This window comes from Halomonas sp. A3H3, assembly GCF_000982975.1.
Classification (GTDB): Bacteria; Pseudomonadota; Gammaproteobacteria; order Pseudomonadales; family Halomonadaceae; genus Vreelandella; species Vreelandella titanicae.
On sequence record NZ_HG423343.1, the window covers coordinates 1,127,557 to 1,149,091 of the forward strand.

Sequence of the window (21,535 nt, forward strand, 5' to 3'; positions counted from 1 at the left end):
AACATTCTCAGGAGGTCGTATGCTGACGCTGTATATCATCGATAACTGCGATACCTGCCGCAAAGCGCGTAAAGCCTTGGATGAGAAAGCGCTGCTGTATAAAACCCACGATCTGCGCAAAGATGGTCTATCTGCTGCGCTACTAGAACACATTTTACATCGCGTGCCGCTTGTGGAAGTCATTAACAAACGCAGCAAAACCTGGCGCGAACTTTCCGATGAGGAAAAAGATTACGACGCCAACTCGGCCCGCCAGCTACTGATGAAATACCCCACACTGCTGAAGCGGCCGCTGCTCGAAGTAGACGACTCCACTATCTTAGTCGGCTACCGCGAGGGCGATTACGACAAGCTCGGCTAAGTACTCAAGTGGCTAAGTGCTTCAGCAACTAGATACTTGAGAAACTAAGCACTTAAGCAACTAGGCACCTTGGCTTTGCCTGCTTTTCTTCACTATTTATCACTACAGGACACCTTCTTATGCTGAGCTTTGCGCTTGGAATCGGCACCCAAAACACCCAGGGCGACTGGCTGGAAATCTACTACCCGGCGCCGCTGCTCAACCCACCCGCCAGCCTGGTGGAAGCCGCCAAACAAGCTCTGGATGCCCCCCAAGGCAACGCCGCCATCAGCTTTTTGCCCGAAGACTGCACACGCCTGGCTAAAGCGTTAGAAGCCGCGGGGCACTCCGCCCAGGCAGAGCTTGCCGAAGCGCTCTCTGCCAGCCAGCGCCCCCTGGTCGCGATGTTCCTGGAGAGCGACGAAGCGCCACAAACCGCGCCAGAGGTGTATTTAAAGCTGCATCTGCTGTCCCACCGCTTGGTCAAACCTCACGGTCTTGATCTCACCGGCATGTTTGGCCTTCTGCGCAATATTGCCTGGACCAACGAAGGCGCCATCGACATTGAAGAGCTGCCTACGCGCCGCTTGAAGGCACGTATGGCGGGCCGCGCGCTGTCCGTCGACTGTGTCGATAAATTCCCCAAAATGACTGACTACGTGGTGCCTACCGGTATCCGCATTGCCGACACCGCCCGCGTACGTCTGGGCGCTTACCTAGGCGAAGGCACTACCGTCATGCACGAAGGCTTTGTCAACTTCAATGCGGGCGCCGAAGGCCCCGGCATGATCGAAGGTCGCATCTCAGCCGGCGTGATGGTCGGCAAAGGCTCCGACTTGGGCGGCGGCTGCTCCACCATGGGCACTCTCTCTGGCGGTGGCAATATCGTCATTAAGGTCGGGGAAGGCTGCTTGATCGGCGCCAACGCAGGCATCGGCATTCCCCTGGGTGACCGCTGCACGGTAGAAGCAGGGCTGTATATCACCGCTGGCTCCAAAGTGACCTTACTGGATGATCAGGGCCAGGAAGTGAACACCGTTGCCGCCCGCGAGCTGGCCGGGCAAGACGATCAGCTATGGCGCCGCAACTCCCAGAATGGCCGCATTGAGTGCTTGACCAATAAAAGTGCTATCGCCCTGAACGAGGCGCTGCATGCCCACAACTGAATCTGAAGGACTGTCGCCGACGCTCACGCTCGCCTTTGAGCTGCTCAGCCGGGCCTCGGTAACGCCGGACGACGAGGGCTGCCAGGAACTCATGATCGAGCGCTTAGCAGCGCTCGGTTTTCATATTGAGCGGCTACCGTTTGGCGACGTAAAGAATTTCTGGGCGGTTCGCGGCCATCACGGCCCGGTGGTGGCCTTTGCCGGCCACACCGACGTGGTGCCCAGCGGCCCCTATACCAACTGGCAGTACCCACCGTTTGAGCCCTGCATTGATGATGAGGGTATGCTGTGCGGACGTGGCGCGGCGGATATGAAAGGCAGCTTGGCCTCAATGCTGACCGCCGTTGAGCGCTTTGTGGCCAACCACCCGAATCACGATGGCCGTATTGCCTTTCTGATTACCTCCGATGAAGAGGGCCCGGCAGTCGACGGCACTCGCGCGGTGGTCGAGCACCTGCGCGAGCGTAATGAACGGCTCGACTACTGCATTGTCGGCGAACCATCCTCGACCACGCGCCTGGGCGATGTGATCAAAAACGGTCGTCGCGGCTCACTGGGCGCCACGCTGCACATTAAAGGCGTGCAGGGTCACGTGGCCTATCCGCATTTAGCGCGCAATCCCATCCACCAGGCCATGCCAGCGCTGGATGCGCTGGTCAACGAGCACTGGGACGCGGGCAACGACTTTTTTCCCGCCACCAGCTTTCAGATTTCCAATCTGCGCGCAGGCACCGGGGCGACCAACGTGATCCCCGGCGACGTGGAAGTGGTGTTTAACTTTCGCTTCTCCACCGAGGTGACCTCTGATGAGCTCAAAGCGCGCACGGAAACCATTCTCGACCAGCATGGATTGGAATATCAGATAGACTGGACGCTCAACGGCGAGCCGTTTTTAACCGCGGAAGGCGCGCTGGTTGACGCCGCCATTAAAGGCGTTGAAGCGGTGACCGGCGAGCGCCCGGCGCTCTCTACCAGCGGCGGCACCTCGGATGGCCGCTTTATCGCCACCCTTGGCGCTCAAGTGGTCGAGCTAGGCCCGCTCAACGACACCATCCACAAGGTCAATGAGCGCGTTCGCGCCAGCGATCTGGACGACTTAAGCCGGATTTACGAAGCGACGCTGCAAGCGCTACTCTTCTCCGGTGAGGTAAACCTATGATGGAGCGTTACCCCGATATAGAGATTTACCTAGCCAGCGTGTCGCTTGATGCGCTCAATGAGTGGTTGAAAAGTGCACTAATCGCGCCACCGCTGAGCCCCGCAGGCAAAGGTAAATGGCAAACCCGCGGCCAATACCAGGGTGACTGCGTGCCGGTATTGCTGGTAGACAAAGCCGCTGATGGCTTTGCCAGCCTATGGTTTGATAGCAACCACACGCCGTGGATGACCGACCAAGAGTGTGCCCAACAGGCCGCGGAAGCGTTGCAAACCGAAATACGTTGCTCACTGGGTGGCTGGCACCCCGGTGATGACCCTGACCGCTTCTGGCAAGTGTTGCCCGGTGGCAAAGAAGGGGCAATAGAGTGGCCCGATTCAGGGCGTTAATCGAGCGCTTTAAACGTAAACGACCCCGCCGAAGCGGGGTCGTTACTATCCAACGATCAATTTAACTAGCCGTTGGGCTCACTCAATAATACTGACATCGTCGGCCTGCAAACCACGCTCATTTTTAATCACGTGATAACGCACGATTTGGCCTTCTGCCAACATACGCGGGCCACGACCACGAATGGCACGGAAGTGTACAAACACATCTTCGCCATTATCGCGGGTAATAAAACCGTAGCCTTTGTTGGTATTGAACCACTTTACTTCACCCTCTTCGCGGCCATCGTTAGGATCGATGATGTCTTCCTCCTCATCATCGTCCAACGGTGCAGCCGCTTGGGGTTGGCGCGTTGCTGGCTTGGGACGAACCACAGCATCGGACGCCACCACGATCGAGGGCGCAAAAGCGGCAGACGCTAATGTGCCAATACACAGAACAATAAAACTACCTATCGCAACGGCGATATAGACACCGCTAACTCCACTGATTGCCAACTCGGCCATCCACAGCTCGGCGAGGGCACTATCGGTTAAATGAACAATCCCCGCCAGCAAAAGTGGCGTGGGGGCGGCAAGTAATACACTGATTAAGAAACAGCGAAACACAACTTTTGGGTTCATAGAAAAAAAAAGCTCTCTTGTTGTATGGGTAACAGACGAAGGACAATACCCGCACTATCAGGCCCATTCCCAATAGCACCGGCATACTACTACATAAGGCTGCAATGTTATCATGACACATGAATTATCGCCTGTTGACCTAGCTCAACGTCTTGAATCTTTAGAGAGTCGCATAGCCCATCAAGAGCATTGGCTGGATACCCTGGATCAAGCGGTGGTACAACAGGAGCGCCGCCTGGAGAAACTGGAGCAGCTCAGCGGCCTAATGCGCGAACGCCTGCGTGAGCAGCACCAGGCACTCCAGGCAAGCGAACCCCAGGGCGGCCAGCGCCCCGAGGATGAACTTCCGCCCCACTACTGAACTAACGCCAGCCCCGGATGCGACTAATTAATTAGCCGCCGACAGCTAGCTTTCAACAGTTTAGCTGCCAACAACGCTCGCAGGGTCGATACTTTCCAGCCCAAAGGCATCCGCTACGGCCTGGTAGGTGACTTGCCCCGCGTGCACGTTAAGGCCCGGGAGAAAGTGTGGGTCGTCATGCAGCGCCTGCTGCCAGCCCTTATCTGCCAGGGCGAGTACAAAGGGCAGCGTGGCGTTGGTCAGCCCCTGGGTGGACGTACGTGCTACCGCGCCGGGCATATTGGCCACACAGTAGTGCACCACCCCATCGACGATATAGGTCGGTTCGGCATGGGTGGTGGGCTTGCTGGTTTCAAAACAGCCGCCCTGATCGATGGCAACATCGACCAGTACACTGCCAGGCTTCATATCAGACAGCATACTGCGAGTGATTAGTTTTGGCGCAGCGGCGCCGGGCACCAGCACCGCGCCAATGATCATGTCAGACTCACGGGTGGCCGTTTCCAGCGCGTCTGCGGTGGAGTAAACGGTTTTAATGCGCCCCTGGTAACGGTCATCCAGCACTTCAAGCCGCGCTAACGACTTATCCAGAATGGTAACTTCCGCGCCTAACCCTAACGCCATGCGCGCAGCGTTTTCGCCTACCACGCCACCCCCAATCACGGTTACCTTACCTGGCGCCACACCCGGCACACCGGGCAGCAGCACGCCCGCACCGCCCTGGGCCTTCTCCAGGCTATGGGCTCCCGCTTGCACCGCCATTCGTCCCGCTACGGTGCTCATAGGCGCCAGCAGCGGCAGGCCACCGCGGGTATCGGTAATGGTTTCATAGGCGATACAGGTGGCTCCGCTCTCCATCAGCCCACGGGTAAGGGACTCTTCAGCGGCCAGGTGCAGATAGGTGAACAGCGTATGCTGTGGGGTGAGTCGCGCCACTTCGTCCGGCTGCGGCTCTTTCACCTTGAGGATCAGCTCAGCGTTGCGCCACAAAGTGTCCACATCCGCTTCTATTTGTGCGCCGGCGGCTTGAAAATCAGCATCGCTAAAGCCTGCACCTTCTCCGGCACCGGCCTGAATGCTCACCTGATGGCCGCGCCCGGCTAATTCCCGTGCGCCGGCAGGGGTTAAGGCCACGCGATACTCGTGATTTTTGATCTCTTTGGGGACAGCAATTTTCATTGGATTTTTCCTGTGCTTTTAAAGGTCAGTCATGTTGTTAAGCAAATTACAGCACAGCTAACGTTGACCACCACCCCAGAAACAAAAAACAAAAAAAACGCCGGTTAAGGCGTTTTTTAGGAGAAAAATCTAGCGATTGCCGGTTCTGCACGAAAAAATCCACTTCATTCTACGTCACTCCACAATAACTGCGCCGCCGTAGATACGCCGATACTCCTCGGGCAGGCGCTTGGGCCGCCCTGTTGAAAGCGCCACGCAGGCAAAGCGTGTACGGGCGTAAAGCAACGTTTTAGCGTCTTTGACTCGCACCAGCTGAAAACGGCGGGTCAAACTAAAGCGCTCGTCACAATCGACAATCCAGGTAGCCAGCTGTAGCTCATCACCTGCAAAGGCAGGCGCCAGGTAATCCAGCTCGTGGCGGTGAACCACCATGGCCCGATCAAGCTCTCGGTAACGCTCAAGAGAGAGGCCGAGCGCGACCGAGTGAGCCCAGCTAATCTGCTCAACCCAGCGCAGGTATTCACTGTTGTTGACGTGCTGATAAGCATCGATCGCCTCATCGGCCACGCGGATATCGATCACAAAAGGATCGGGCAGCGCCCACTCCATCGGCTAACTCCTGTGTACCTTTACTCCCCTACACGCTGACTTCTCTGAACTCTAGCTACCTGAACTAGTCGCGGAACACACGCACACCCAGCGCCTTCAGGTAAGACGTTTCAGGGATAGCCGGATGCACCGGGTGATCAGGCCCTTGGTGGCCTTGGAAAATCACCTGCCCGTGACGATCCTGGTGGCGAACCGCACCACGCACTACGTCCATTAGCCGCTCGGGCGCCAGGTGCATGGAGCAGGACGCAGACAACAGCAGACCATCGCGACCCAGCAGGCGCATGGCCTCGCGGTTCAAGCGGGCGTAGGCACGCTCACCGTTGGGAATGTCCTTGCGCTTTTTGATAAACGCTGGCGGGTCAAGAATGACCACGTCAAACTCCTCGCCCTCTGCCTTCAACGCTGCTAACGCTTCAAATGCATCTCCCTCACTAACCGCTACCTTCTCCTGCACGCCATTCAGCTCGGCGTTGCGCGCCACTTGAGCCAGCGCCGGGCCTGAAGAGTCCAGGCACATCACCTCTTTCGCGCCATGAACAGCCGCCTGGACGCCCCAACCGCCTACGTAGCTGAATACGTCCAGCACGCGCTTACCTTCCACATTGCGATTGATCCACTCGCGATTAACCCGGTGATCAAAGAACCAGCCGGTCTTCTGACCGTTCAGCACCGGCACCACAAAGTGAGCGCCGTTCTCTTCGAGCACCACTTCGTCAGGCAGCGTACCTTTGATGACGTCAACGTGGGCCTCAAGACCTTCCTGACGACGGCCGCCAGTATCGTTACGGAAGACGATCACCTCCGGTTTGATGACTTTTTCCAGCGCGTCGACAATTTCATCCGCCAGCGCCTGCATACCCGCGGTATTGAGCTGCACGACGAGGACATCACCAAAACGATCGATCACCAAACCTGGCAACAGGTCGCCTTCGCCGTGGATCAAGCGGTAGAACGGCTGCGCATAAAGGCGCTGACGCAGTGCCAACGCTTGATTAAAGCGGTGTACAAACAGCGAACGATCCAAGCGCATCTCGGGGTCACGAGACATTATCCGGGCAGCAATTAACGAATGAGGGTTTACATACGCGACGGCCATTACTTTGCCATTGGAGGCTTCTACCAGTGCGGTTTCGCCTGCCGCAAAGTTTTTCAGCGGCGTCTCTTTGATATCCACCTCATTGGAGTAGATCCAAAGATGGCCCGCTTTAAGACGGCGGTCGGCATTTTTATTCAGGCGCAGGCGTTGGGTCACAGCAATCTCCAAAAATTTTGTCTTTAAAACCTTGCCTTAAAAACCTGTGTCTTAAAACCTGGGCTTAAAAACCCGTGTTTTAAAAACTCAGACAAGGCAAAAGATGAGGCAAAGCAATACTTAAATAAAACAGTAGCACTGATAGGTAGCCATTAGCGCTGGCAGCCGGGGCAGAACACACTAGCACGCTGGCCAAGCGTAATGCGCCGAAGCTCAGCGCCACAGCGCAAACAGGGTTGGCCGTGGCGGCCATAAACATTAAGGCGTTGGGCAAAGTAGCCGGGCTCACCCTGGCCACTGACAAAGTCCCGCAGCGTGGTGCCACCTTGGGTAATTGCCGCCGCCAGCACGTCTTTCACGGCCAGGGCCAAGGCGTCATAGCGAGCACGGGAAACTCTCCCCGCCGCACGGCGGGGATCAATGCCGGCCATAAATAGCGCCTCTGCCGCGTAGATATTCCCGGCACCAACAACCACCTGGTTATCCATCAGAAACGGTTTTACTGCCACGCGCTTGTTGCGCGAGAGCGTGTAGAGCCATTTGCCGTTAAACGCATCAGACAGCGGCTCAGGGCCCAAGTGAGCAAGCCGTTTATCCTGCGCTGCGTCTGCGGCCTGCCAATCCACAAAGCCAAACCGACGGGGATCGTGATAGCGCAGCACATAGCCGCTGGCAGTCACCACGTCCACGTGGTCATGCTTTTTAGGCAAATCCCCCACCCGGGCAATCCGCAGACTGCCCGACATACCCAAGTGCCAGAGCAGCGTCGCGCTAGCGTCACCTTCAAGCGCGCCGCCAGCCTGGATAGGAATCTGCAGGTATTTTGCCCGCCGCATCAACCCCCCAATGCGCGCACCTACCAACCGCTCGGCCAGATCATCGGGCACAGGCACACGCAGCCGCGGCTGACGCACCAGCACTTCGGTGACTTCCTGGCCTTCAATATAGGGAGCAATCCCGCGTCGGGTGGTTTCAACTTCAGGAAGTTCGGGCATATTTAGACATCGTACCTGCCTGTAGTGACAGCCTAATGAAGGTGGTTTAGCGAAGCATGCGACACACGAAAGACATGCATGCAAAAACCCGGCTTGAGGCCGGGTTTTTGAACAGGCGCTCGCCTGCAGTGGAAGCTGATCAACATCGCAAAAGCGATTACTTGATCTTGGCTTCCTTGTAGATCACGTGCTTACGGATGACCGGGTCGAATTTCTTGAATTCGAATTTATCCGGAGTGTTCCGCTTGTTCTTATCAGTGGTGTAGAAGTGGCCTGTTCCGGCACTGGACACCAACTTGATTTTATCGCGCATGGTTTAACTCTCCCAAAATGCTTGGCCCAAAATACCTGGCCCAAAGGGCTTTGTATAATAAAGCTGGCTTAGATAGCGTCGCCACGCTTACGAATAGCAACCAAAACTGTGTCGATACCTTTCTTGTCGATGATGCGCATTCCTTTAGTGGAAACGCGCAGCTTGACGAAGCGGTTCTCAGACTCAACCCAAAAACGATGGGTGTGCAGGTTCGGCAAGAAACGACGACGTGTCTTACGCTGGGAGTGTGAAACGTTATTTCCAGTTACCGGACGCTTGCCGGTAACCTGACATACTTTGGACATTAGAGCCTCCAACTGCTTGGCCAGGATATAATAACCTGAGTGTTCAAAACTGTCGGGCAAACCGGAGCAGGGAAGGTGTCGACGCCGTTAACCGCCAAGCTTTATCCAAATCCGTTATTCAACCCAAGTTTAAAGGTGGCACTTTATACCAGAGCACCCGACTTACAGCAAGCAAAACCCACAAAAAAGGCTGGAAAAGCCCTTTTTTGCTCATTTTACTTAATCAAAACGGCATAGAACAGTGCATTCTTATACTGCTTATAGCCAGCCGCGCTCGGCAAAAGAGATCACTTCTCCATCCCCCACCACGAAATGATCCAGCACGCGCACGTCAAAAAGTACCAGCGCCTCTTTGAGGCGTTCCGTGATACGTCGATCAGCATCGCTTGGCTCTGCCACACCAGAAGGGTGGTTATGCGCCAGGATAACGGCGCCAGCGCTCAGCTCTAATGCGCGCTTGGCAACTTCGCGGGGGTAAACGGATGCGCTGTCTAGGGTACCGCGAAACAGCGATTCATAGCGAATAATTCGGTGCTGAGTATCCAAAAAAAGCACCGCAAACTCCTCATGCCCTAAATGGCGTAGCTGCGAACTCAGGTAGTGGCGCACCAAGGCAGGCGATGTTAGCGCATTGCCCCGCGCCAACTGGCTGGCTAAATGGCGCCGCGACAGCTCAAGCGTCGCCTGGAGCTGAGCGTACTTGGCGCTACCTAACCCACGGGCAGCACAGAAGCTTTCCTGATCGGCCTCTAGCAGTTGGCGCAAACCACCGAAACTGCTGAGTAAATCCCGCGCTAAATCGACCGCCGAACGACCCTGTACGCCAACACGCAAAAAAATTGCCAGCAACTCGGCATCTGAGAGCGCCTGAGCGCCAGTATTTAATAGCTTTTCCCGGGGCCGCTCACCTTCCGGCCAGTGATTAATTCCCATCGCACCTCACCCGCGCTGCCCATCTTTGTCGATCGAAGCCAGCCTCAACACGCATAGCTTTACAGCCATAAGCCTCATTAAACCTAGCTTAACCTTGTTTGTGCTCAATATGCCAAATTGTTGGTGCCAATGGTATGGTAAGCCTCCTTACGAACGCGGATATGGATCACTGACCATGGCCTCTGCTGTTAACTCGACAAGCGCGTCGACGCTCGCCGGCAAACGCGTACTGCTCGGCGTTAGTGCGGGTATCGCTGCCTACAAAAGCGCGTTGCTTGTGCGCCTGCTCAAGCAGGTGGGCTGCGAGGTGCGCGTGGTGATGACCGACGGGGCCCAGGCCTTTATTACCCCGCTCACGCTGCAGGCGCTCTCCGGCGAGCCTGTGCGCACCTCTTTACTCGACCCCGAAGCCGAGGCGGGCATGGGCCATATTGAGCTGGCCCGCTGGGCGGATATAGTGCTGATCGCTCCGGCGACTGCCGACCTTATCGCTCGTTTGGTGCACGGTATGGCCGACGACCTGCTCACTACGCTCTGCCTGGCCTCAGAAGCGCCCAAACTGATTGCCCCGGCGATGAACCAGGCTATGTGGCGCCACCCCGCCACCCAGCGTAACGTAGCGCAGCTTGAGCATGACGGTTGGCAGCTCATAGGCCCCGCCGCCGGTGACCAGGCCTGTGGCGATGTGGGGCCAGGCCGCATGAGCGAGCCTGAAGAGATTTTTAGCGCGGTTACGGCGCTGTTTGCTGCCCCTATCACCACAGCACCTCACTCACATGCACCCCATATTGTGATCACCGCTGGCCCTACCCGTGAGCCACTGGATCCCGTGCGCTACATCTCCAATCACAGCTCGGGGAAAATGGGCTTTTCCCTGGCCGCAGCCGCGGTAGCTGAAGGGGCCAAGGTGACGCTGATCAGTGGGCCGGTTGACCTACCCACTCCCCAGGGCGTGACGCGAATTGACGTTGAGTCAGCCGAGCAGATGCACGCTGAAGCTCAGCGGCTAGCGCCTCAAGCGGCGCTGTTTATCGGCTGCGCGGCTGTCGCCGACTATCGCGCGGCAGCCCCTGCCGAGCATAAGCTCAAAAAGCAGGATGATAGCGACACACTCACCCTGACCCTGGTTAAAAATCCCGATATCATCGCCGGCGTCGCGGCACTGCCCGCCAAACAGCGCCCGCTGGTGATCGGCTTTGCCGCCGAAACCCAGGAGGTTGAGCGTTACGCACGGGATAAATTACAGCGCAAAGGGCTGGATATGATCGTCGCCAACGACGTCTCCCAGGCTGGCCTGGGCTTTGGCAGCGACCAGAACGCCGCCTGGATACTCTGGCGCACCCCTCAAGGCGTCGAGAGCCGCTCAGAAGTTGCACAGCCGAAGACACAGCTGGCCACCACCATCATCCGTCAAGCGCTCGCCCTACTACCCACAACAGCCGCTACGAAAACATCTGGAGAATTCCCATGAGTGCCCGCCCCCGCCTGCAGTGCAAAGTATTAGATGAGCGTTTGCACGACTACCTCCCTGCCTACGCGACAGCTGGCTCGGCGGGAATGGATCTGCGCGCCCTGCTGGATGAGCCGTTAATATTAGCGCCCGGCGATTGCCAGCTCGTACGCACCGGCATTGCCATCTATATTGAAGATCCGGGTTTGGCAGGCATGATCCTACCGCGCTCCGGTTTGGGGCATAAACATGGCATCGTGCTAGGCAATTTAGTGGGTTTAATCGACTCAGATTACCAGGGCGAATTAATGATTTCGGTCTGGAACCGTGGTCAGAGCTCGTTTACGCTAACCCCCTTCGATCGGCTGGCACAGTACGTGCTTGTGCCTGTGGTACAGGCCGAACTCTCCTTGGTGGACGCGTTTGAAGACTCCTCAAGGGGCGGCGCCGGGTTTGGCAGTACGGGCAGTCAGTAACGAGTGGTCGCGCCTGTTTAGGAACCCTTTTAAGGAAACGTCTATTTAGCTGGGAAGCCCTATGAACGCACAGTCTGTACCCGCTTCGATTTTTCGCGCCTACGATATTCGCGGTATCGTTGACGACACGCTCACTGAAGAGACGGTAGAAATGATCGGGCGTGCTGTCGGCTCTGAGGCCGCCGCGCGGGGCGAATCCAGCGTGGTAGTCGCCCGCGACGGTCGCCTTTCAGGCGCTCGGCTGCAGGCAGCGCTGATGCGTGGCCTGAACGCCGCAGGGCGCGATGTGATCGATATCGGCATGGTGCCCACCCCGGTGCTCTACTTCGCCACTCACATACTGGAAGGCACCCAATCAGGCGTAATGGTCACCGGTAGCCACAATCCGCCTGACTATAACGGCTTTAAAATTGTGCTGAGCGGCGAAACGCTCTCTGGTGATGCGATTACAGCCCTGTTTGAACGTATCCAGTCCGGCAACCTAGACAGTAGCTTAGACAATGCTCAAGGCAGTATCACCCAGCAGGATGTTCGTGAACGCTATTTAACGCGCATTCTAGGCGACGTTAAGATCAACCGACCGATAAAAGCCGTGGTCGACTGCGGCAACGGCGTTGCCGGGGAACTCGGTCCGCAGCTGCTGGCACGGTTAGGTATTGAGACCATCCCGCTGTTTGCGGAAATTGACGGCCATTTCCCCAATCACCACCCTGATCCGGGCAAGCCGGAAAATGTCCAGGATCTGATCCGCAAAGTGCACGAAACCGGGGCCGACATTGGCCTTGCTTTCGATGGTGATGGCGACCGTCTGGGCGTTGTCACACCCACTGGCAAGCTGATTTATCCCGACCACCTGCTGATGGTGTTTGCCACCGATATGCTCGCGCGCCAACCTGGGGCCAAGGTTATTTTCGATATTAAGTGCACTGGCAACTTGGTCAAAGTGATCAGCGAGGCCGGCGGCGAACCGGAAATGTGGCGTACCGGGCACTCGATGATCAAGGCGCGTATGCAGGAAACCGGCGCTCAGCTTGGTGGCGAGATGAGTGGGCATATTTTTTTCCAAGAGCGCTGGTATGGTTTTGACGATGGCCTCTACGCCGCCGCTCGGCTGGTAGAGATTCTCGCCAATCAAGCCGACGACGCCGATACTTTTTTTGCCAACTTCCCTCAAGACGTTGCCACACCGGAAATTAATATAGCGGTTAGCGACGATAACAAATTTTCTCTGGTGGATAAGCTTGCTCGCGAGGGCGACTTCGGCGAAGGTATAAAAACAACTTTGGACGGCATTCGCGTTGACTACCAGGATGGCTGGGGGCTGTGCCGCCCCTCGAACACCACGCCTGCACTGGTCATGCGCTTTGAAGGGAAAGACGAGGCCGCGCTAGCACGCATCAAAGCAATTTTTAACGACGCGCTTCGGCGCGTCGCGCCAGACATTGAGCTCCCCCAGTAGACAGATAGCTCTTTAAATAGCTCGGGGCTGGAGGGATCGCGACCACCTAGAAAGCGCGACCCTCATCACTTAATCAGCATAAACGTTAGCAGCATAATAAACGTTCGCAAGGGACAACCTCATGAGTTCAGCCAGTCGCGATCCCCAGGTCGTTGTGGAGGTGCTTTCCGAAGCCCTCCCGTATATTCAGCAGTTCTCCGGCAAAACCGTGGTGGTCAAATATGGCGGTAACGCCATGACCGAAAGCACCCTGATCGACTCCTTTGCCCGCGATATCGTGTTAATGAAGGAAGTCGGCATCAACCCGGTGGTGGTGCATGGCGGCGGGCCGCAGATCGGAGACCTGCTCAAAAAGCTCAACATTGAATCTCGCTTCGTCAACGGCATGCGCGTTACCGACTCACAAACCATGGACGTGGTCGAGATGGTACTGGGCGGCTTGGTCAACAAAAGCATCGTCAACCTGATCAATCAAAGCGGCGGTAAAGCGATTGGCTTGACCGGTAAAGATGGCTCACAAATTCGTGCCCGCCAGCTCAAAGTTGAGCACCAAAGTCCCGAAATGACGGCGCCCGAGATCATCGATATTGGCCATGTGGGCGAAGTGGAGTCGATCTCAACCGAGCTTATCGAGATGCTGGCAGCGCGTGATTTTATTCCGGTGATTGCACCGATTGGCGTCGACGCCGCAGGCCACAGCTACAATATCAACGCTGACCTGGTAGCAGGAAAGATCGCCGAAGCGCTCAATGCAGAAAAGCTGATGCTACTCACCAATGTCGCCGGGTTAATGAATACCGAAGGTGAAGTGCTCACCGGTTTAAGCACCGCTCAGGTGGATGACCTGATCGCCGATGGCACGATTTATGGCGGCATGCTGCCCAAAATCCGCTGCGCGCTGGATGCAGTGAAGGGCGGCGTGAACAGCTCGCACATTATTGATGGCCGTGTCCCCCACGCGGTGTTACTGGAAATTTTCACCAATGCTGGGGTAGGTACTCAAATCAAGGACGCGAGCTAACCGCGACGGAGGCCACATTATGAGCGAAGATCAAAAACCTCGCCGCCGCGAGCAAATTCTCCAAGCCCTGGCATTGATGCTCGAGGAAGATAGCGGCAAGCGCATTACCACAGCCGCCCTCGCCCGCCAGGTAGGAGTTTCAGAAGCGGCGCTCTACCGCCACTTTCCCAGCAAAGCGCGTATGTTTGAGGGGCTGATTGACTTTATCGAAGAGAGTATTTTTGCCCGCATCACGCGTATTTTAGAAGACGTTCCCGACGCCACCTCCCGCTGCGGCACCATACTCGCGCTGCTGCTGGGCTTTGCTGAGAAAAATCCTGGCCTGGCACGAGTGATGGGCGGCGACGTACTCACCGGCGAAACCGCACGGCTACGCCAGCGGGTCAACCAGCTGTTTGAACGCCTGGAAATGCAGCTTAAGCAGATTCTGCGCGAAGCCGAACTGCGTGAAGGCCTACGCCCCACGATTCCTGCCTCTGCCGCTGCCAATTTGTTAGCGGCCCAGGCGGAGGGGCGAATTTCACAGTATGTGCGCAGCGACTTTAAGCGCTTGCCCACCGAACATTGGGAAGATCAGTGGTCGCTGCTGTCGGCCCACTTACTGCGCGCCACGGCACAGCCTGCTTAGGCTCGCGTGCTGGCTGCACAAAAAGCCGGCTCCTTTAACGGGAGCCGGTTTTTTTAATGCTGAAAAGCCACAAATTGTGCATTCAGCGTGGTCTTAGGCGACCATTTCCTCACCCATTTTCTGACGCAGCTTTTTCATGGCATTTTTTTCGAGCTGGCGAATACGCTCCGCGCTGACGCCGTAGACGTCGGCCAGATCATGCAGCGTCTCTTTGCTATCGGCTAACCAGCGGCGCTGGAGAATATCCCGCGAGCGCTCATCAAGCCCTTCGAGGGCAAGCTGCAAACGGCGCGTCGAGTCTTCCTCGAAGTTGCTATCTTCCAACTGCGTGGCAGGGTCGGAAGCGGAATCATCCAGGAAGTGCACCGGCGCTTGATAGGTGCTCTCTTCATCATCGCCTGCCGGAGCATCATAGCCTGCATCGTAAGACGACAAGCGCCCTTCCATATCGCGCACGATCTCGGGCTTAACGTCGAGATCTTTGGCGATGGCGTCCACTTCGTCGTTGTTCAACCACGCCAAACGCTTCTTCGCACCGCGCAGGTTAAAGAACAGCTTGCGCTGGGCTTTGGTCGTGGCAATCTTAACGATCCGCCAGTTGCGCAGCACAAATTCGTGAATTTCTGCTTTAATCCAGTGCACGGCAAACGAAACCAGACGAACGCCCTGGTTCGGATCGAAGCGCTTGACGGCTTTCATCAAGCCAACGTTACCTTCTTGAATCAAATCCGCTTGGGGCAACCCATAGCCCGAATAGCTACGCGCGATATGCACCACAAAGCGCAAATGCGACAGTACCAAACGACGAGCGGCTTCCAGATCGCCTTCATCATAGAGGCGATAAGCGAGCTCACGCTCTTCATCGGCCGTTAATACCGAAATTCCATTGACTGCGCGGATGTAACCGCCCAGATCGCCGCCGGGCGAAAGCTGCCCCACCGGTAGAAGACTAGTGCTCATGTGCAGGTGGTCTCCCCTGTAACCCATCGTGGTTGACGTAGCACGTTATCAATAACCTATTACAAAACCGTGATACTAATTCAGTCATACACATTCAGTCATACGAATGTCTGCAATACTGAGACCTTAACGCAAGCATAAAGTTCGCAGGTTAAGCATTACCAGCAGTATCGCATTAGCTGCTTAGAATTCATCAATTATCTTGGCCGAATACTCGAAAGGTGACGAGTCACCGCCAACCAGGCACCCAACCAACCTAGTAGTGTACTGCAAGATAGCAGAATTGTAGAGCCTGTCACGTCGAGTTGAGGTAAAGAAAAACTCGCCCCGTAACTTGCCGCCAGAGCGGATACCGGCAGGGAAAGCCAGTGATTGCCCAGACCTAACAAACCCAGTGCCAACAGCCCACCGCCTAAGCCATACCAAGCACCGCTGTATAGGAAAGGCCGTCGCACAAAGGCATGCGTGGCGCCAATGAGCATCACGACTTCAATTTCCCGGCGACGACTCTCCACCGAGAGACGAATGGTATTACCGACCACCAGCAGCACGCCTAAACCAAACAGCACCCCTAGCGCCAGCGCTACACGGCGACCTAGCTCGGCTAAGTTTCTCAGCCGCTCTACCCAGGCCAGGTCAAGACGCACCTCATCCACCCCAGCGAGCGCTTCAAGACGGGCGGCCAACTGCTGCATGGCAACTGGATCAACGCTTTCTGGGCGTACCACCATACTGATAGGCAGCGGGTTACTCTCCAGCCCTGCCAAGGCATCATCGAGCCCCAGCGACTGCTGGAACTCCGCCATACCCTGCTCGGCGCTGATCAGCTGGGTTTCGAGCACGCCCGGTTCCGCGTTGACCGCCTCCTCGATACGCAGCGACTGGGCATCATCAGCACTCAACTCCAGGTAGACCGTTAGGGTGGCGCTCTCATCAAGCTCTGCATCCAGCAGGCGGGCACTATCCAGGGTTAGCCACAGCGCCGCAGGCAGTACCAGTGCAATAGCGATCGCCAGCATGGTCAGGAGATTACCCAGCGGATAGCGTATCAAGCGCTGAAAGCTATCCCACCCCATACTGCGGTGATGGCGCCCCCATGCCCGCAGGCGGCTGGAAAAGCGCGTTTGCTGCGACCTGGCGCCCCGCTGTGGCGCTTGGGCTTTCTCAACCGCTGGTTTAACAGCGGCTTTGCGCGGCGTTTTTAATGCTGCTCCCTGACGACGCTTGGGTGTCGCGGATGACCTCATACCGCCCCCTCATCGGCTACCAACCTGCCGTCGCTTAAGCGCAGGATGCGGTGGCGCAGTCGGGCAATTAGGGCCAAATCGTGACTGGCGATCATCACGGTGGTACCAATCCGATTAAAGTCCTCAAATAGCGCCATGATATCCGCCGAAAGCTGGGGATCCAGATTGCCCGTCGGTTCATCGGCAAGCAGTAGCGCGGGCTTATTAACCACCGCCCGGGCAATGCCGACCCGCTGCTGCTCGCCGCCGGAGAGCTCTATGGGCAACGCCTTTTCACGATGCAGCAGCCCCACTTTATCTAACGCGGCACGCACACGGCGGGCGGCTTCCCGAGGTTCAACCCCTTGAATCTCCAGCGGTAGAGAAACATTGTGAAAAATGCTGCGATCAAAGAGCAGCTGATGATCCTGGAAAACCACGCCAATTTGGCGCCGATAGAACGGCACTTGGCTGGCATGCAGCTGGGCAATGTCGTGCCCCGCTACGACGACGCGCCCACGGCTAGGTTTCTCAAGGCGCATGATTAAGCGTAGTAGCGAGCTTTTCCCCGCCCCGGAGTGACCGGTAAGAAACACCATTTCGCCCCGGGCAACCCGAAAGTTAAGATGTGCCAGCGCTTCAAAGCGTCCACCGTAGCGTTTTCCCACATGCTCAAAGGCGATCATGCGCTGGCATCGTCCCCTTGGCGGTCAAATAGCGCTTGGACAAAATCATTGGCCTCGAAGGGGCGCAGATCGTCGATGCCCTCCCCCACACCAATAAAACGAATCGGCGTTTCCAGCTGTTTAGCCAGCGCGAAAATAATCCCACCTTTTGCGGTGCCGTCCAGTTTGGTTAGCGTGATCCCGCTGACCGGCACGGCGTCGTTAAAGGTACTGGCCTGGGAAATCGCGTTTTGCCCGGTGCCCGCATCCAGCACCAGCATCACTTCATGAGGCGCGGTGTCATCTAGCTTCTGCATCACCCGGTGGACTTTTTTCAGCTCTTCCATCAGGTGGCTTTTGTTATGTAGCCGTCCGGCGGTATCGGCGATCAGTACATCAACACCTCGCGCAGTGGCGGCCGCTACCGCGTCATAAATCACCGAGGCGCTGTCCGCGCCGGTGTGTTGGGCGATGACCGGCACCTTGTTGCGCTCGCCCCAGACTTTGAGCTGCTCGACAGCGGCGGCACGGAAAGTGTCGCCGGCCGCCAACATAACGCTTTTGCCTTCGCGCTGAAAACGCTGGGTTAGCTTACCGATGGTGGTGGTTTTGCCCACGCCATTAACACCCACCACTAAAATAACAAACGGCCCCTTGCCTGCTTTCTCCAGCACAAGCGGCTTGGCGACCGGCGCCAGCATGGCGGACAACTCTTCTTGCAGGCCACGGTAGAGGGCTTCTGGGTTGTTCAACTCTTTGCGCGAGACCCGCGCCTCTAGGCGACCAATAATCTCGGTCGTCGCATCAATGCCCACATCGGCCATTAACAGCTGCGTTTCCAGATCTTCCAGCAGTTCGTCATCGATCTGTTTTTTACCTAAAAACAGATCGGCGATGCCATCAGTTAAATTGGCACGGGTTTTCCCCAGGCCTGACTTGATACGCGCAAACCAGCCTTTCTGGTCGCTTTTGTCAGCCACCGGTTTCTCTTGCAAGGCGGGCGCGGGCGTCAGCTCTGGCTCTGGCTCTGGCTCTGGCTCTGGCAAAGTTTCCGGCGCTTCTGAGGTCTCTTCAACAACGTCAGTGGAAGTCTCGGGCGTTGCAATGTCCATCTCATCGGCTTGCTCTTGAGGCTGCTCCTTTAACTGCTCCTCCTGCGCCTGCTTGTCTTGAGGCGCCTGTTGCGGATCTTGCTTATTCTTGCGTTTAAAAAAACCAAACATGAGTGTTACCCGACATAAATAGTGGACATTAAGGTTATGCTAACACCGTAACCCAAGACTTTGGATAAACAGCCCGCTACAATCCGCTTTATGACACGACAACGCCCCCCTCGATCCTCTACATCCCGCCGCACACCTGCTCAGCGGGGTGGTCAACAACTTGGCAAACCCGTTGGTAAGCCACTTGGTAAGTTACGCATCATCGGCGGTGAGTTCCGCCGCCGTCAGTTGCCGGTGCTGGATAGCCCAGGCTTGCGTCCAACCCCAGACCGCGTGCGTGAAACGCTGTTCAATTGGCTCGGCCAACAGCTTTACGGCCAGCAGGTACTCGACCTGTTCGCAGGTACCGGTGCGCTAGGCATTGAAGCGGTGTCTCGCGGCGCCTCCTGGGTCGATTTTGTCGAGCGCGACCCGCGGGTAGCGGCGCAGCTGTCGACCAATCTGGCATCGCTCAATATTACCGCAAGCGCGGTGCATGTTAACGATGTTCAGACTTATCTGACGCGCCCAGCCAAGCCCTATACGCTGGTCTTTCTTGACCCGCCTTTCCATCAGCAGCTGGCCGCGCCCTGCTGTTCGACATTGGAAACTAGTGGCTGGCTGGATAACGAGGCAATGATTTACCTGGAAACCGAGACATCGCTGGCTCCCAAGGTGCCCGCCAACTGGCTATTGCACCGCGAAACCCAGGCGGGCGAAAGCACTGCGCGGCTCTATCAACGTCAAGCACCGTAAACAGCGCTTGCCGCCACGCGGCGGTGGCGTTACGCTCGCCTCATTCGTCCCTACTGACAAGCTTTGTGCTTGTTTATTTGGGTGCCTTTTTATGACCTATTTTGGGTTTTCGTTTTTACGCTAGGGAGAGATACATGAGTCTGGAGCTATTTAATCAACTTGAGCAGAAAGTCACCGACACTGTTGATGCACTGGAGATGATGAAACTGGAAAATGAAGAGCTGCGCGGCGAAAACGCCAAGCTGAAAGAGGAGCGCGAAGAGTGGGAGCGTCGCCTCAACAGCCTGCTCAGCAAGTTCGACAGCCTCGAAACCTCCAGCACGCCTTAGGCTCAGGATAAGTGCGCTGCTGCCCTAAAGCACCAGGGACATCAGCAGCGCATCCTCACGCCCTGCGGCGGCTTGCGACGATAGCGGTGGGTAGTAGCCTTTGCGCCGTCCGTCTTCGCTAAACCCGCAGCGCTGGTAGAGCCGGATAGCGCTAAGATTACTCACCCGCACCTCTAGCAGCAGCCGCTCGCTCAGCCAGCCGCGTGCGGTGGACAGCACGACCTCCATCAACGCCCGACCTGCTCCACTGCGTCGCTGCTCTGGGTGTACCCCAATGGCTTGTAGTTCCGCCTCAAACGGCAGTCGCGCCACAATGGCGTACCCTAACAACTGCTCATCCTGCCACCAGCCCAGTACACAGGTATCCTGGCTGCCCAACGCTGCCAGCATTTGCGTCTCAGAAGTACCGCTCTGCGCCCGGTACTCAAGCGCAATCAGTAGGGCTAGGTGCTCAACGTTGAGTTCAGTGATCATCCGTTGCCTGCTGAGCACTTTCTAACTGAGTGCCCACTGCCTGAGCGCCAGTCGCCTTATCGGCTTCCCACTGCTGGCCTAACGCCTGCAGCGCTGGCCAGAGGTCGCGCTTACTATGGCTACCGTCGAGGAGCGCCCCAAGTGAGGGGCCCTGCCATAAGGGCAGCGAAAGCGTTTGGCTGTGACCTTCAGCCACGTTCAGTATGCGCTCCAGCGGCGCTTGTTCAGCTCCAGATTCGGTATCAGGCTCGGCTTCCAACTCACCCCACCAGAGTAATCGCTCTAACCGCCACCCCTGTCGGCTCGCGCTTCCAGCGATAAACGCCGCCAAGCCCTCGCGGGCTTCGTCCAGGGGATCCTCCACCGCAAAGGCGTTGGCCATTTGCGGCCAGGTGAAGTGGCTCACTTCCGGCAACGCTCCACGCTGAATGCCCGCGGCCTGTAACAGGTTGGCCAGTAGCTGCTGCTCAAGCGGACTCATTTCCCCCGCCTGCAGCACCATCCAGCGGCCCTCAAGACAAACGCAGGAGAGCGCGAACTTAAGCGGTTTGGCTGGCACGGTTTCCGCGCTGGAAGTCGCCGTCTCCGGGTTGGCAATCGCCGGCTTATTTTGGCCCGGCTTGTCCGCACGCTGCTTGTCTTGACCCAGCAGTGCCCGCACCGCCGAGGGTGAGGCAATGGCTTCGCCTGAGGCCTGGGGGTCGGAAGATTGAAGTTCGGACGGTTGAGGTTTGGACGTTTGCCGCTTGGGCGCAGGGGCGTCGTCCAGCAATGCCTGTAGCCGCTCCCGAGGTGGCGTAGGGGCAGGCGTCGAATCTTCCCACTCGCAGGCCTCGGTGGGCAGCGCATTAGGCAACTGGTACTTCGCGGCCCAGGCGGTAATACCCATGGCGTCCAGGTAGTGGCGCCGAGTAACTTCTTGATTCACTTCCCGCCGCCGCGACAGTTGGGTGAATTCGGGCGTTCACCGCCGCGTGCCTGCCACTCGCTGGGGGTATAAAGATGCAGCGCTAAGGCGTGCACCGGTCCGGAAAGCTCATCGGCCAACAGCGCATAAATTTGCTGGTGACGCTTCACCGGCATCATGCCGTCGAAGGAGTCACTCACTAGTGTCACTTTGAAGTGGGTTTCAGAGTTCGCGGGCACGTTGTGCATATGGCTTTCGTTTTCAACCTGCAGCACGTCCGGCGCGAGTGCCGTTAACTTCTGCTCAATCTGTGTCTGCAGCGTCATAAGGTTCTCCTTGAGAGATCACAAACCATTT

At 57.0% G+C, this 21,535-nt stretch carries 27 protein-coding genes; 12 read left to right on the forward strand and 15 right to left on the reverse strand.

All coding sequences use genetic code 11. From position 1 onward, the window contains the following. Positions 1 to 19: 19 nt before the first annotated feature. The 4 genes from HALA3H3_RS04895 (at position 20) to HALA3H3_RS04910 (ending at position 3,051) form a co-directional block, all read left to right on the forward strand. Positions 20 to 361: a Spx/MgsR family RNA polymerase-binding regulatory protein gene (locus HALA3H3_RS04895; RefSeq protein ID WP_022520197.1), complete on the forward strand. Its 342-nt coding sequence runs from the start codon at positions 20 to 22 to the stop codon at positions 359 to 361. A 119-nt stretch (positions 362 to 480) separates the two neighbouring features. Next, positions 481 to 1,506 (forward strand): 2,3,4,5-tetrahydropyridine-2,6-dicarboxylate N-succinyltransferase, encoded by a 1,026-nt coding sequence (gene dapD / locus HALA3H3_RS04900; protein ID WP_009288624.1) that lies wholly within the window; start codon positions 481 to 483, stop codon positions 1,504 to 1,506. Continuing rightward, positions 1,493 to 2,665, forward strand: a complete 1,173-nt coding sequence (dapE, locus tag HALA3H3_RS04905; protein ID WP_022520198.1) for a succinyl-diaminopimelate desuccinylase — start codon at positions 1,493 to 1,495, stop codon at positions 2,663 to 2,665. Before dapD ends, dapE begins: the two co-directional genes overlap by 14 nt. Continuing rightward, a complete protein-coding gene (locus HALA3H3_RS04910) occupies positions 2,662 to 3,051 on the forward strand; it encodes a hypothetical protein (RefSeq protein ID WP_009288622.1) in 390 nt (129 codons plus the stop codon). Before dapE ends, HALA3H3_RS04910 begins: the two co-directional genes overlap by 4 nt. 78 nt (positions 3,052 to 3,129) lie before the next feature. Here HALA3H3_RS04910 and HALA3H3_RS27595 read toward each other — a convergent pair whose 3' ends face one another. Next, on the reverse strand, positions 3,130 to 3,675 hold the full coding sequence (locus HALA3H3_RS27595; protein ID WP_022520199.1) for a cold-shock protein: 546 nt from the start codon (positions 3,673 to 3,675) through the stop codon (positions 3,130 to 3,132). Positions 3,676 to 3,787: 112 nt separating this feature from the next. Here HALA3H3_RS27595 and HALA3H3_RS04920 point away from each other — a divergent pair, with 112 nt between their 5' ends. Beyond that, the gene (locus HALA3H3_RS04920; RefSeq protein ID WP_022520200.1) at positions 3,788 to 4,036 is read left to right on the forward strand and encodes a SlyX family protein; all 249 of its coding nucleotides are present in this window, start codon (positions 3,788 to 3,790) and stop codon (positions 4,034 to 4,036) included. 60 nt (positions 4,037 to 4,096) lie between these two features. Here the strand turns inward: HALA3H3_RS04920 and ald are convergent, their stop codons facing one another. From ald to radC, 7 genes are all read right to left on the reverse strand, one after another. After that, entirely contained in the window at positions 4,097 to 5,215 is a 1,119-nt protein-coding gene (gene ald / locus HALA3H3_RS04925; protein ID WP_022520201.1) for an alanine dehydrogenase, read from the reverse strand. A gap of 174 nt (positions 5,216 to 5,389) precedes the next feature. Next, on the reverse strand, positions 5,390 to 5,824 hold the full coding sequence (locus tag HALA3H3_RS04930) for an acyl-CoA thioesterase (protein ID WP_009288620.1): 435 nt from the start codon (positions 5,822 to 5,824) through the stop codon (positions 5,390 to 5,392). A gap of 64 nt (positions 5,825 to 5,888) precedes the next feature. Beyond that, positions 5,889 to 7,079 carry a class I SAM-dependent rRNA methyltransferase gene (locus tag HALA3H3_RS04935; RefSeq protein WP_022520202.1) on the reverse strand — a complete coding sequence of 397 codons (1,191 nt, stop codon included), beginning with the start codon at positions 7,077 to 7,079 and terminating at the stop codon, positions 5,889 to 5,891. Between the two features lie 152 nt (positions 7,080 to 7,231). Beyond that, positions 7,232 to 8,074, reverse strand: a complete 843-nt coding sequence (gene mutM, locus HALA3H3_RS04940) for a bifunctional DNA-formamidopyrimidine glycosylase/DNA-(apurinic or apyrimidinic site) lyase (protein ID WP_022520203.1) — start codon at positions 8,072 to 8,074, stop codon at positions 7,232 to 7,234. A 157-nt stretch (positions 8,075 to 8,231) separates the two neighbouring features. After that, the gene (gene rpmG, locus HALA3H3_RS04945) at positions 8,232 to 8,387 is read right to left on the reverse strand and encodes a 50S ribosomal protein L33 (protein ID WP_022520204.1); all 156 of its coding nucleotides are present in this window, start codon (positions 8,385 to 8,387) and stop codon (positions 8,232 to 8,234) included. Between the two features lie 68 nt (positions 8,388 to 8,455). Further along, complete coding sequence (rpmB, locus tag HALA3H3_RS04950) at positions 8,456 to 8,692, reverse strand: 50S ribosomal protein L28 (protein WP_022520205.1); 237 nt, start codon at positions 8,690 to 8,692, stop codon at positions 8,456 to 8,458. 258 nt (positions 8,693 to 8,950) lie between these two features. Next, the gene (gene radC / locus HALA3H3_RS04955) at positions 8,951 to 9,625 is read right to left on the reverse strand and encodes a RadC family protein (protein WP_009288617.1); all 675 of its coding nucleotides are present in this window, start codon (positions 9,623 to 9,625) and stop codon (positions 8,951 to 8,953) included. A 175-nt stretch (positions 9,626 to 9,800) separates the two neighbouring features. On the opposite strand from radC, the gene coaBC reads away from it, so the two are divergent. From coaBC to slmA, 5 genes are all read left to right on the forward strand, one after another. After that, positions 9,801 to 11,096, forward strand: coding sequence for a bifunctional phosphopantothenoylcysteine decarboxylase/phosphopantothenate--cysteine ligase CoaBC (gene coaBC, locus HALA3H3_RS04960; RefSeq protein ID WP_022520206.1), 1,296 nt, complete (start codon positions 9,801 to 9,803; stop codon positions 11,094 to 11,096). Next, a complete protein-coding gene (dut, locus tag HALA3H3_RS04965) occupies positions 11,093 to 11,551 on the forward strand; it encodes a dUTP diphosphatase (protein ID WP_022520207.1) in 459 nt (152 codons plus the stop codon). Before coaBC ends, dut begins: the two co-directional genes overlap by 4 nt. 61 nt (positions 11,552 to 11,612) lie before the next feature. Further along, positions 11,613 to 13,010: a phosphomannomutase/phosphoglucomutase gene (locus tag HALA3H3_RS04970; protein ID WP_022520208.1), complete on the forward strand. Its 1,398-nt coding sequence runs from the start codon at positions 11,613 to 11,615 to the stop codon at positions 13,008 to 13,010. Between the two features lie 121 nt (positions 13,011 to 13,131). Continuing rightward, on the forward strand, positions 13,132 to 14,031 hold the full coding sequence (gene argB, locus HALA3H3_RS04975; RefSeq protein WP_007111740.1) for an acetylglutamate kinase: 900 nt from the start codon (positions 13,132 to 13,134) through the stop codon (positions 14,029 to 14,031). 19 nt (positions 14,032 to 14,050) lie between these two features. Beyond that, the gene (gene slmA, locus HALA3H3_RS04980) at positions 14,051 to 14,659 is read left to right on the forward strand and encodes a nucleoid occlusion factor SlmA (RefSeq protein ID WP_022520209.1); all 609 of its coding nucleotides are present in this window, start codon (positions 14,051 to 14,053) and stop codon (positions 14,657 to 14,659) included. Positions 14,660 to 14,752: 93 nt separating this feature from the next. On the opposite strand, the gene rpoH is transcribed toward slmA, so the two are convergent. The 4 genes from rpoH to ftsY form a co-directional block, all read right to left on the reverse strand. Continuing rightward, positions 14,753 to 15,619 carry an RNA polymerase sigma factor RpoH gene (gene rpoH, locus HALA3H3_RS04985; RefSeq protein WP_022520210.1) on the reverse strand — a complete coding sequence of 289 codons (867 nt, stop codon included), beginning with the start codon at positions 15,617 to 15,619 and terminating at the stop codon, positions 14,753 to 14,755. A 197-nt stretch (positions 15,620 to 15,816) separates the two neighbouring features. After that, positions 15,817 to 16,866, reverse strand: coding sequence for a permease-like cell division protein FtsX (gene ftsX / locus HALA3H3_RS04990; RefSeq protein WP_022520211.1), 1,050 nt, complete (start codon positions 16,864 to 16,866; stop codon positions 15,817 to 15,819). Continuing rightward, on the reverse strand, positions 16,863 to 17,531 hold the full coding sequence (gene ftsE, locus HALA3H3_RS04995; RefSeq protein ID WP_022520212.1) for a cell division ATP-binding protein FtsE: 669 nt from the start codon (positions 17,529 to 17,531) through the stop codon (positions 16,863 to 16,865). Before ftsE ends, ftsX begins: the two co-directional genes overlap by 4 nt. Beyond that, complete coding sequence (gene ftsY, locus HALA3H3_RS05000; RefSeq protein ID WP_022520213.1) at positions 17,528 to 18,733, reverse strand: signal recognition particle-docking protein FtsY; 1,206 nt, start codon at positions 18,731 to 18,733, stop codon at positions 17,528 to 17,530. The genes ftsE and ftsY overlap by 4 nt, the downstream gene beginning before the upstream one ends. A 90-nt stretch (positions 18,734 to 18,823) precedes the next feature. Between ftsY and rsmD the strand changes: the two genes are divergently transcribed. Together rsmD and zapB are read left to right on the forward strand one after the other, a co-directional pair. Continuing rightward, positions 18,824 to 19,468: a 16S rRNA (guanine(966)-N(2))-methyltransferase RsmD gene (rsmD, locus tag HALA3H3_RS05005; protein WP_022520214.1), complete on the forward strand. Its 645-nt coding sequence runs from the start codon at positions 18,824 to 18,826 to the stop codon at positions 19,466 to 19,468. 134 nt (positions 19,469 to 19,602) lie between these two features. Next, the gene (gene zapB / locus HALA3H3_RS05010) at positions 19,603 to 19,797 is read left to right on the forward strand and encodes a cell division protein ZapB (RefSeq protein ID WP_022520215.1); all 195 of its coding nucleotides are present in this window, start codon (positions 19,603 to 19,605) and stop codon (positions 19,795 to 19,797) included. Positions 19,798 to 19,821: 24 nt separating this feature from the next. Here the strand turns inward: zapB and rimI are convergent, their stop codons facing one another. Genes rimI through HALA3H3_RS05025 form a run of 3 tightly spaced genes read right to left on the reverse strand, consistent with a single transcriptional unit; the run spans position 19,822 to position 21,504 of the window. Further along, the gene (gene rimI, locus HALA3H3_RS05015) at positions 19,822 to 20,271 is read right to left on the reverse strand and encodes a ribosomal protein S18-alanine N-acetyltransferase (RefSeq protein ID WP_022520216.1); all 450 of its coding nucleotides are present in this window, start codon (positions 20,269 to 20,271) and stop codon (positions 19,822 to 19,824) included. Further along, positions 20,261 to 21,199, reverse strand: coding sequence for a hypothetical protein (locus HALA3H3_RS05020; protein WP_022520217.1), 939 nt, complete (start codon positions 21,197 to 21,199; stop codon positions 20,261 to 20,263). The genes rimI and HALA3H3_RS05020 overlap by 11 nt, the downstream gene beginning before the upstream one ends. Beyond that, positions 21,196 to 21,504: a BolA family protein gene (locus tag HALA3H3_RS05025; protein ID WP_022520218.1), complete on the reverse strand. Its 309-nt coding sequence runs from the start codon at positions 21,502 to 21,504 to the stop codon at positions 21,196 to 21,198. The genes HALA3H3_RS05020 and HALA3H3_RS05025 overlap by 4 nt, the downstream gene beginning before the upstream one ends. Between the last annotated feature and the right edge of the window lie 31 nt (positions 21,505 to 21,535).

Bases quoted from the DNA above. Each gene is read 5' to 3' on its own strand.
- HALA3H3_RS27595 (WP_022520199.1), bottom strand. From the start codon at position 3,675: ATGAACCCAAAAGTTGTGTTTCGCTGTTTCTTAATCAGTGTATTACTT.
- HALA3H3_RS04910 (WP_009288622.1), top strand. From the start codon at position 2,662: ATGATGGAGCGTTACCCCGATATAGAGATTTACCTAGCCAGCGTGTCG.
- HALA3H3_RS04895 (WP_022520197.1), top strand. From the start codon at position 20: ATGCTGACGCTGTATATCATCGATAACTGCGATACCTGCCGCAAAGCG.
- rpoH (WP_022520210.1), bottom strand. From the start codon at position 15,619: ATGAGCACTAGTCTTCTACCGGTGGGGCAGCTTTCGCCCGGCGGCGAT.
- coaBC (WP_022520206.1), top strand. From the start codon at position 9,801: ATGGCCTCTGCTGTTAACTCGACAAGCGCGTCGACGCTCGCCGGCAAA.
- rimI (WP_022520216.1), bottom strand. From the start codon at position 20,271: ATGATCACTGAACTCAACGTTGAGCACCTAGCCCTACTGATTGCGCTT.
- zapB (WP_022520215.1), top strand. From the start codon at position 19,603: ATGAGTCTGGAGCTATTTAATCAACTTGAGCAGAAAGTCACCGACACT.
- rsmD (WP_022520214.1), top strand. From the start codon at position 18,824: ATGACACGACAACGCCCCCCTCGATCCTCTACATCCCGCCGCACACCT.
- ftsY (WP_022520213.1), bottom strand. From the start codon at position 18,733: ATGTTTGGTTTTTTTAAACGCAAGAATAAGCAAGATCCGCAACAGGCG.
- mutM (WP_022520203.1), bottom strand. From the start codon at position 8,074: ATGCCCGAACTTCCTGAAGTTGAAACCACCCGACGCGGGATTGCTCCC.
- slmA (WP_022520209.1), top strand. From the start codon at position 14,051: ATGAGCGAAGATCAAAAACCTCGCCGCCGCGAGCAAATTCTCCAAGCC.
- argB (WP_007111740.1), top strand. From the start codon at position 13,132: ATGAGTTCAGCCAGTCGCGATCCCCAGGTCGTTGTGGAGGTGCTTTCC.
- ald (WP_022520201.1), bottom strand. From the start codon at position 5,215: ATGAAAATTGCTGTCCCCAAAGAGATCAAAAATCACGAGTATCGCGTG.
- dut (WP_022520207.1), top strand. From the start codon at position 11,093: ATGAGTGCCCGCCCCCGCCTGCAGTGCAAAGTATTAGATGAGCGTTTG.
- dapE (WP_022520198.1), top strand. From the start codon at position 1,493: ATGCCCACAACTGAATCTGAAGGACTGTCGCCGACGCTCACGCTCGCC.
- rpmG (WP_022520204.1), bottom strand. From the start codon at position 8,387: ATGCGCGATAAAATCAAGTTGGTGTCCAGTGCCGGAACAGGCCACTTC.
- ftsX (WP_022520211.1), bottom strand. From the start codon at position 16,866: ATGAGGTCATCCGCGACACCCAAGCGTCGTCAGGGAGCAGCATTAAAA.
- HALA3H3_RS04920 (WP_022520200.1), top strand. From the start codon at position 3,788: ATGACACATGAATTATCGCCTGTTGACCTAGCTCAACGTCTTGAATCT.
- HALA3H3_RS04970 (WP_022520208.1), top strand. From the start codon at position 11,613: ATGAACGCACAGTCTGTACCCGCTTCGATTTTTCGCGCCTACGATATT.
- ftsE (WP_022520212.1), bottom strand. From the start codon at position 17,531: ATGATCGCCTTTGAGCATGTGGGAAAACGCTACGGTGGACGCTTTGAA.
- HALA3H3_RS04930 (WP_009288620.1), bottom strand. From the start codon at position 5,824: ATGGAGTGGGCGCTGCCCGATCCTTTTGTGATCGATATCCGCGTGGCC.
- HALA3H3_RS05025 (WP_022520218.1), bottom strand. From the start codon at position 21,504: ATGACGCTGCAGACACAGATTGAGCAGAAGTTAACGGCACTCGCGCCG.
- dapD (WP_009288624.1), top strand. From the start codon at position 481: ATGCTGAGCTTTGCGCTTGGAATCGGCACCCAAAACACCCAGGGCGAC.
- rpmB (WP_022520205.1), bottom strand. From the start codon at position 8,692: ATGTCCAAAGTATGTCAGGTTACCGGCAAGCGTCCGGTAACTGGAAAT.
- radC (WP_009288617.1), bottom strand. From the start codon at position 9,625: ATGGGAATTAATCACTGGCCGGAAGGTGAGCGGCCCCGGGAAAAGCTA.